The sequence below is a fragment of the Falsiroseomonas oryziterrae genome (genome assembly GCF_021864505.1).
Classification (GTDB): Bacteria; Pseudomonadota; Alphaproteobacteria; order Acetobacterales; family Acetobacteraceae; genus Falsiroseomonas; species Falsiroseomonas oryziterrae.
In genome coordinates this window covers 1-7,465 of sequence record NZ_JAKJIB010000193.1, presented here as the reverse complement: position 1 = coordinate 7,465, position 7,465 = coordinate 1, and the positions used below count along the sequence as shown (strand labels likewise).

The following is a 7,465-nucleotide window of genomic DNA, read 5'->3' as shown; positions in this document are numbered from 1 at the left end:
CCGAGCAGCGTCCCGGCCGCGAGCAGGGCCGCGCCCGCCAGCATCACCGCCCGGTCGCGCCGCCCCGCCTCCAGCAGCCGCGGCACCACCAGCGCCGCGGCCATCGAGCCGAGCCCATAGGCCGCGAGCGCCACCGCCACCGCATCGTCGCCGAGCCCGAGGTCGCGCCGCACCAGCACCACCGTGTTCACCAGCACCATCGCGCCCGCCGCAGCCACCGCTAGGTTCAGCGCGAGCAGCCCGCGCAGCGGCGGCGCGGCGAGATAAAGCCGCAGCCCCCGCGTCACCCGCGCGCACCACCCCTCCGCCTCGGCCGGCTGCGGCGTCGGCAGCATCACCGACCGCACCAGCAGCGCCGAGGCGACGAAGCCGAGCGCCGTGCCCGCGAAGAGCCAGTGGAAGCCGATCACCAGCAGCAGCGCGGCGGCGAGCAGCGGGCTCGCCAGCGCCTCGGTGTCGTAGGCGAGGCGCGAGAGCGACAGCGCCCGCGTGTACTCCGCTTCGTCGGTCAGGATATCGGGGATGGTCGCCTGGAAGGTCGGCGTGAAGGCGGCCGAGGCGGATTGCAGCACCGCGATCAGCAGGTAGACCTGCCAGACCTCCGTCACGAAGGGCAGCACCAGCACGATCGCCGCGCGCAGCAGGTCGAGCCCGACCAGCAGCGCCCGCCTTGGCAGCACATGGGCGAAGCCGCCCGCCACCGGCGCGATCGCGACGTAGCAGACCATCTTGATGGCGAGCGCCGTGCCGAGCACCGCGCCCGCCTCCGCCCCCGCCAGATCGAAGGCCAGCAGCCCGAGCGCGACGGTGGCGAGACCGGTGCCGATCAGCGAGAGGATCTGCGCCGCGAGAAGGCGGCGATAGGTCGGGTGGCCGAGGGGCGAGAACATGCCGCCGACGGCTGGCGCGCCTATTTCAGCGGCTGGTGCGCCTTGTCGAGCAGCCGGCCGAGCCAGCCCTTCTTCGCCGGCTCCGCCGCCTTCGTTTGGGCCAGAGCTTCCTTCGCCGCCTCGGCGGCCTCGGCCTTCGCGCGCTTGTCCTTCTCGACCAGCCACTTCTCGAGCGTCATGCCCGCCTTGGCGGCGCGCCGCGCCTCGTAGGCGCGCTGGCCTTCGGTGAGTTCGCTGGGCTTGGTCATGGCGCAGTCTCCACGCGCGGTGTCCAACGGCCGCGCGGGCCCGGACAGGCAGGGGTCGCCGCTGAATGGCCCCGCCGCCGCGCCGCCGCAAGAGGCCGTGCGCCGCCCTTGCGCGCCGCGCCGCCTCCGGGAATGGTCGCGCCATGGAACCCCGCGTGAAGGCCGGCATCTGGGTCTCGATGGCCACCCGCCTCTCGGACGCCGCCGGCCGCCCCGCCGTCGTGGTCCGCAAGGGCGACCCGGATTCCGGCGGCGTGCTGTGCCTGCTGCGCGGCCGCGCCGGCCTCGTCGTGCTCTCCCAGGTCCGCGACGCCGAGGGCCGCCCCGCCTGGCTGCGCGCCACCGGCGAGGCGCCCGTGGATGACGCGACGGCCGACGCCTATGTCGAGCGCCAGGTGAAGCGCGACCCCGACCTCTGGGTCGTCGAGTTCGAGGCCCCCGACTTCAAGCCGCCCTTCGAGGCACGGCTGCTGTAGCGCTGCCCGCAGCGCGACCGCGGGCGGATCACGCCGTCGCGAAGCCGGAACGAGCCGCTTGGCGTGCTGCGCGCGCCGGCTATGCTCGGGCCATGGCGTCGCACGCCCACACCGATGTCGATCTGCCGCGCGAGGCGGCCGTCACCCACGGCTTCATGGCCGTCGGCTTTGCGGCCGTGACGGTGTTCATCTCCTCCTACCTGCCCTGGCCCTGGGTCTTCGACATCTACGACCCGGAGTTCAACCCGATGGTCGCGCTGCCGCTGATGCTGGCGGGCGTCACGGTCCTGGAGACGGTGCGGACCGTCCGCGCCGTGCAGCGCCATCGCCGCTTCGGCGGCGCGACCCTCGAACTCGCCAATAGCGGCCCGCTCCCGCTCGGCGCACGCCTGCGCGGCACGGTCCGGACGGCACGGCCGCTCAGCCCGACCGGCAACTACCGCGTCCTCGTCGCCTGCGCCGACATCCACGAGTTCACCAACCCCTACGACCATGGCGGGCCCTTCAGGGACTACGACTTCGTGGTCTGGAAGCGCGAGATCGAGGTGCCCGCCGCCGGCCTCGATTCGACGCGCGGCATTCCGTTCGACATCCGGCTTCCGGAGTCCGTCGGCCCGCGGCCCGAGCCCGCGATCCGCCCCACCGGATCGCGCTATTTCACCGCCAAGACGGCGATCATGATTCCGGGCCTGCGCCGGATCTGGACCCACAACAGCCCGCCCGTCGGCAGGACCTGGCTCCTCGAGGTATCGGCCCCCATGCCGGGCACCGATTTCCGCGCCGTCTTCCCGCTTCCTATCGATGATGCGTAGCGTTTCCGCGCCCGGTCGCGTCGCCGGCGCCGCGCCTTGGCCCAGTCGCGCGCAGGGTGGAGGCTACCGCCCGAACAGGCAGTTCAGCTCCGCCCCCGGCAGTCGCGCCCCGAGCGCGTCGAAGCGCCCCTCCTGCAGCCCCGCCACCGCCCGCGACAGCGCGCCCCAGGCGACGCCCGCCAGCGCGCCGCCGACGCTGACGCGCCGCACGCCGAGGGCTGCGATCTCCGACAGCGTCAGCCCGATCGGCCGCCCGACCAGCAGGTTCACCGGCTTCGGCGCGACCGCCCGCACCACCGCCGCGATCTCCTCCCGCGTCGAGATCCCCGGCACGTAGAGCACGTCCGCCCCGGCCTCCGCATAGGCCACGACGCGGCGGATGGATTCCGCCAGCGCGTCCGGATGGCCGGTGAGGAAACACTCGGCGCGCCCGACCAGGATCCCGCGCCCCGGCGCCGCATCCGCCGCGCGCCGCGCCGCGCGCAGCCGCGCCGCCGCGACTTCCAGCGGATAGAGGTTGCGCGTGTCGCCCTCATCCGCGTCCTCGACCGACAGCGCCGCCGCGCCCGCGGCGAAGCACCGCGCGCAGGCCGCCTCGACCTCCGCCGGCCCGGCGCCCTGACCGTCGCCGAAATCGACATTCACCGGCAGCGCCGTCGCCGCCGCGATCTCCGTCACATGCGCCAGCGTGTCATCGAGGCTCATGCCGCCATCCGGCAGCCCGCGCGCCCAGGCCGCGCCGCTGGACGTCGTCGCCAGCGCGACGAAGCCCTGCGCGGCCATCCAGCGCGCGCTGCCCGCATCCCAGGGGTTCGGCAGCAGGAAGCAGCCCGATCCGTGCAGCGCGCGGAAGGCCTCGCGCCGTTCCGCCAGCACCGCGGGGGGCAGGCTCATCCCTCCGTCCCGAAGCAGCGATCGCCCGCATCGCCGAGGCCCGGCACGATGAAGCCGCGCTCGTTCAGCTTCTCGTCGAGCGCGGCGGTGAAGATCGGCACGTCCGGATGCGCCGCCCGCAGCGTCGCGACCCCTTCCGGCGCCGCGACGACGCAGACGAAGCGGATCTGCGGCGCGCCCGCTTCCTTCACCCGCGCCACCGCCGCCACCGCGCTGCCGCCGGTCGCCAGCATCGGGTCGAACAGGATCGCGCCGCGCGTCGTCACCTCGGGCGGCATGCGCAGCAGGTACTGGCTCGGCTTCAGCGTGTGCTCGTCCCGCACCAGGCCGACATGCCCGACCGGCGCCTCCGGCAGCACCTGCATCGCCCCTTCCATCAGCCCGAGCCCCGCCCGCAGCACCGCGACCAGCACCGGCTCCGGCCCCGCCAGCTTGCGGTGGTCCATGGTCGTCAGCGGCGTGGTGACGCGCGCGACGGCGGCGGGCAGGTCGCGCGTCGCCTCGATGGTCAGCATGGCGCCGATCTCGGCGAGCAGCCGGCGGAAGCGGGGGGAGGGGGTGGCGACGTCGCGCAGCTCCGCCAGCCGATGGCTCAGCAGCACATGGTCCGCGACCTTGAGCCCGTCCATCATCCCTCTCCCTGGCGGCACGGCGTGCGGATCGCACCCCCCGCGCCCGGGCGCAAGGGTGGACGACGCTGCCCGCATCCTTCGTCCCTCACCGCGGGGCGGGGCCGGCATGGACGGGCGCGACCGGCGCGGCCGTCACCCCGCGTCGCACGGCGTGCGCCTCCGACACGGCGGCGCGCGCCGCGGCCAGCCGCTCACGTCGAAGCCGCGAACGCCTCCACCTGCTGCGTGTTGCCGGAGATCACCAGCAGATCGCCCACCTCCAGCACCGTCTCCGGCGTCGCATGGACGAAGTCGCGGCCCGACCGCTTCACCCCCACGACGGTGATGCCATAGCGCTTGCGGAGCGCGCATTCGGTCAGGGTCTTCCCCGCCTCGCTGGCCGGGACGCGCGTCTTGCCGATGGCCACGCCCTCGTCCAGCTCCATGAAGTCGATCAGCTTGCTGGTGACGAGATGGGCCACGCGCCGGCCCATATCCGCCTCCGGGTAGATCACATGGTGCGCGCCCGTCCTCTCCAGGATGCGGCCGTGCTTCGGGCCGAGCGCCTTGGCCCAGATGTCGGGCGTGCCGAGCTCGGTCAGCGCCAGGACCGTCAGCACGCTGGCCTCGATGTCGGTCCCGATCGCGACCACGGCGCGGCGGAACTCCTGCACGCCGAGCCGGCGCAGCGTCTCGCTGTCCGTCGTGTCGGCCTGCACGACATGGGTCAGGCGATCGGCCCAGGACTGGACGATCTCGGCGCTCTCGTCGATGCCGAGGACCTCGTGGCCGAGCTCGGCCAGCGACTGGGCAACCGCGCCGCCGAAGCGGCCGAGCCCGATGACCACGACGGCGTCGTCCGGGGGTGTCCTAGCCAACGATGGGGCGCTCCTCTGGATAGCGGAAGGGCGACTGGCCGCCACGCAGCGCGAGCGCGGTGGCGACGGTGATCGTGCCCACCCGCCCGACGAACATCAGCAGGATGATGACGCATTGCGCCGCCGGCGGCAGCGCCGGGGTAATGCCGGTGGACAGCCCGACGGTGGCGAAGGCGGAGACCACCTCGAACACCACGTCCCGCAGCGCGAACTCGCCGAGGCTGAGGATCGCCAGCGTGCCCAGCGCAACCAGCCCGACGGCCAGCAGCACGACGCTCAACGCCTGGCGCTGCACGTCGTGCGGCACGCGCCGGCCGAAGACGGAGGTGTCGGACTGGCCGCGCGCCACCGACCAGACGATCAGGCCGAGCAGGATGAAGGTGGTCACCTTGATCCCGCCCGCCGTGCCGGCGCTGCCGCCGCCGACGAGCATCAGCGCGTAGCTCACCGCCAGCGTCGCATCCCGCATCGCCCCGACATCGACCGTATTGAAGCCGGCGGTCCGCAGCATCACCGAATGGAACGCGGCGTTCGTGACCCGGTCCAGCGGCTGCAGCGCGCCGAGCGTCGCCGGGTTCGACCATTCGTAGAGCAGCACGCCCAGCATGCCGGCCGGCAGCAGGATCGCGGTGCCGAGCAGGGTGAGCTTCGTGTGCAGCGTCCAGCGGGACGGCTTGCGAGGGTCGCGCCGCAGGTCGAACAGCACGGGGAAGCCGATCCCGCCGACAATGACCGCGGCCCCGATGAGGCCCAGCACGACCGGATCGCGCGCAAAGCCGATCAGGCTGTCGGAGAAGGTGGAGAAGCCGGCATTGTTGAAGGCCGATACGGCATGGAACACCCCGTGCCAGGCAGCATCGGGCCAGGGCATGCCGAGCGTGGCGTGCAGCCGCAGCGCGAGGCCCGCCGCGACCGCGGCCTCCACCGCGATGGTCGTCAGCAGCACCAGCCGCAGCACGGCACGGACGTCGCCGAGCGCCAGGCTGCGCGTCTCCGCTTGCGCCACCAGGCGCGTGCCGAGCCGCAGCCGCCGCGCCACCAGCATCCCGAGCAGCGTCGCGCCGCTCATGATCCCGAACCCACCCACCTGGAAGAGCAGCAGGATGACGACGCGCCCGAAGCCGGACCAGTGCGTCGCGGTGTCGACGACGACGAGCCCGGTGACGCAGACCGCCGAGGTCGCGGTGAACAGCGCCACGAGGAACGGCGTCCCGACGCCGCCGGCGCTGGCCTGCGGCAGCATCAGCAGCGCGGTGCCGATCAGGATTGCCAGCAGGAAGGCCGCCGGGACGAGGCGCGCGGGATGGCGGAAGAGGCGGCTCAAGGCAGGTCTCTGTCGGCGTGGTCGAAGCGGGATGCGGACGCCCCCGGCCGACCGCGGTCAGCCCCCCATCCTAATCGACGCCGCGCCGACTGCCGAAACCCGGATCGGTGGGGATCGGGCCCGCCGCCGATCCGGACCTTGCCGGCCATGGCCGAGGCGGACATGCGCGTCCGCTCCGAGCGTCAGCCCGGCACGGCAGCCGCGGACGCGAAGCGGACGGTCCGCTCTCCGCCGATCCGCAAGCTCCCGGGCCGCGATCCGCAGCCTGCCTTCAGCCTATGCACGCCGGCGCGCCCTCTCAGCGATCCGTCAGCCGCAGCTCGATCCGCCGGTTGCGCGCATAGGCCTCCGGCACGTCGCGGTCATCCAGCGGCTGGGTGTCGCCGAAGGCGGCCGCGGCGACGCGGTTCGCCGGCAGACCCTCCGCGATCAGCAGCTGCGCCACCGCGATGGCGCGTGCGGCACTCAGCTCCCAGTTGCCGGCGAAGCGGCCGCGGATCGGCGTGCGGTCGGCATGCCCGTCCACCCGCAGCACCCAGGGCAGATCCGCCGGGAACTGCCGCGAGAGATCGATCAGCACGCGCCCGATCTCGCGGATCTGCTGCTGCCCTTGCGGCGAGAGATCGGCGCTGCCGACCGGGAACAGCACCTCCGACTGGAAGACGAAGCGGTCGCCGACGATCCGCACCTCCGGCCGGTCGCCCAGCACGCGCCGCAGCCGGCCGAAGAAGTCGGAGCGATAGGCCTGCAGCTCCTCGACGCGGGCCGCCAGCGCCGCGTTCAGCCGCTGGCCGAGCAGCGCGATCTGCGCGTCGCGGTCGCGGCCCTCGCTCTCCGCGATGTCGAGTGCCGCGGACAGCCGCGCGATCTCCGCCCGCAGCGCTTCCAGCTGGCGCGTCAGCAGCGCGACCTGCGCGCGGGCGCTTTCCGACAGCCGCGCGAACTCCCCGGCCTGCGCCTCCGCCGCGGCACGGCGCCGCGCCTCCTCGGCCGCCTGCGTCGAGGATTGCCCGACCAGCGCCTCCGCCGCCGCGCGCGCCCGTTCCGCCGCCTGACGCTGGCGTTCCTCGTCGCCGGCGCGCGCGATCGCCTCGCGCGCCTGGCGTTCCAGCTGGTCGCGCAGCGCTTCCAGCGCGCGGACCTGCTCGTTCAGCCGGGCGATGTCGGACAGCCGCGCCTCGATCGTCGCGCGGTCGGCCTGCACGGTGCGATCGAGCCGCTGCGCCTCCTCCCGCAACTGCGCGATGTCGCGCCGCGCCTGCTCCAGCGTCTGCCGCGCCGCGGCGAGGTCCCGCGCCAGCTGCTCCGCCTGCGCGCGTTGCTGCGCGAGGT

At 73.9% G+C, this 7,465-nt stretch carries 9 protein-coding genes; 2 read left to right on the top strand and 7 right to left on the bottom strand.

Features of this window, described 5'->3' with window-relative positions; genetic code table 11:
• Both L2I40_RS15030 and L2I40_RS15025 read right to left on the bottom strand, forming a co-directional pair.
• Window positions 1-890: MFS transporter (locus tag L2I40_RS15030; protein ID WP_237216018.1), on the bottom strand; the 890-nt coding region annotated here is incomplete at its 3' end.
• Window positions 891-910: 20 nt separating this feature from the next.
• Window positions 911-1,138, bottom strand: coding sequence for a hypothetical protein (locus L2I40_RS15025; protein ID WP_237216017.1), 228 nt, complete (start codon window positions 1,136-1,138; stop codon window positions 911-913).
• Between the two features lie 143 nt (window positions 1,139-1,281).
• Between L2I40_RS15025 and L2I40_RS15020 the strand changes: the two genes are divergently transcribed.
• Complete coding sequence (locus tag L2I40_RS15020) at window positions 1,282-1,614, top strand: DUF1491 family protein (RefSeq protein WP_237216016.1); 333 nt, start codon at window positions 1,282-1,284, stop codon at window positions 1,612-1,614.
• Between the two features lie 92 nt (window positions 1,615-1,706).
• Window positions 1,707-2,426: a hypothetical protein gene (locus tag L2I40_RS15015; protein WP_237216015.1), complete on the top strand. Its 720-nt coding sequence runs from the start codon at window positions 1,707-1,709 to the stop codon at window positions 2,424-2,426.
• Window positions 2,427-2,489: 63 nt separating this feature from the next.
• On the opposite strand, the gene L2I40_RS15010 is transcribed toward L2I40_RS15015, so the two are convergent.
• The 5 genes from L2I40_RS15010 to L2I40_RS14990 all read right to left on the bottom strand — a co-directional run.
• Window positions 2,490-3,320: an isocitrate lyase/PEP mutase family protein gene (locus L2I40_RS15010; protein WP_237216013.1), complete on the bottom strand. Its 831-nt coding sequence runs from the start codon at window positions 3,318-3,320 to the stop codon at window positions 2,490-2,492.
• Window positions 3,317-3,949: a uracil phosphoribosyltransferase gene (gene upp, locus L2I40_RS15005; protein WP_237216011.1), complete on the bottom strand. Its 633-nt coding sequence runs from the start codon at window positions 3,947-3,949 to the stop codon at window positions 3,317-3,319. Before upp ends, L2I40_RS15010 begins: the two co-directional genes overlap by 4 nt.
• A 194-nt stretch (window positions 3,950-4,143) precedes the next feature.
• A complete protein-coding gene (locus L2I40_RS15000) occupies window positions 4,144-4,809 on the bottom strand; it encodes a potassium channel family protein (RefSeq protein WP_237216009.1) in 666 nt (221 codons plus the stop codon).
• Window positions 4,802-6,133, bottom strand: a complete 1,332-nt coding sequence (locus L2I40_RS14995) for a TrkH family potassium uptake protein (RefSeq protein WP_237216007.1) — start codon at window positions 6,131-6,133, stop codon at window positions 4,802-4,804. The genes L2I40_RS15000 and L2I40_RS14995 overlap by 8 nt, the downstream gene beginning before the upstream one ends.
• Before the next feature lie 298 nt (window positions 6,134-6,431).
• Window positions 6,432-7,465 (bottom strand): peptidoglycan -binding protein (locus tag L2I40_RS14990; protein ID WP_237216005.1); only part of this gene is annotated, 1,034 nt, incomplete at its 5' end.

Coding starts and splice junctions, on each gene's coding strand:
- L2I40_RS15010 (WP_237216013.1), bottom strand. CDS start 3,320: ATGAGCCTGCCCCCCGCGGTGCTGGCGGAACGGCGCGAGGCCTTCCGC.
- L2I40_RS15025 (WP_237216017.1), bottom strand. CDS start 1,138: ATGACCAAGCCCAGCGAACTCACCGAAGGCCAGCGCGCCTACGAGGCG.
- L2I40_RS15020 (WP_237216016.1), top strand. CDS start 1,282: ATGGAACCCCGCGTGAAGGCCGGCATCTGGGTCTCGATGGCCACCCGC.
- L2I40_RS15015 (WP_237216015.1), top strand. CDS start 1,707: ATGGCGTCGCACGCCCACACCGATGTCGATCTGCCGCGCGAGGCGGCC.
- upp (WP_237216011.1), bottom strand. CDS start 3,949: ATGGACGGGCTCAAGGTCGCGGACCATGTGCTGCTGAGCCATCGGCTG.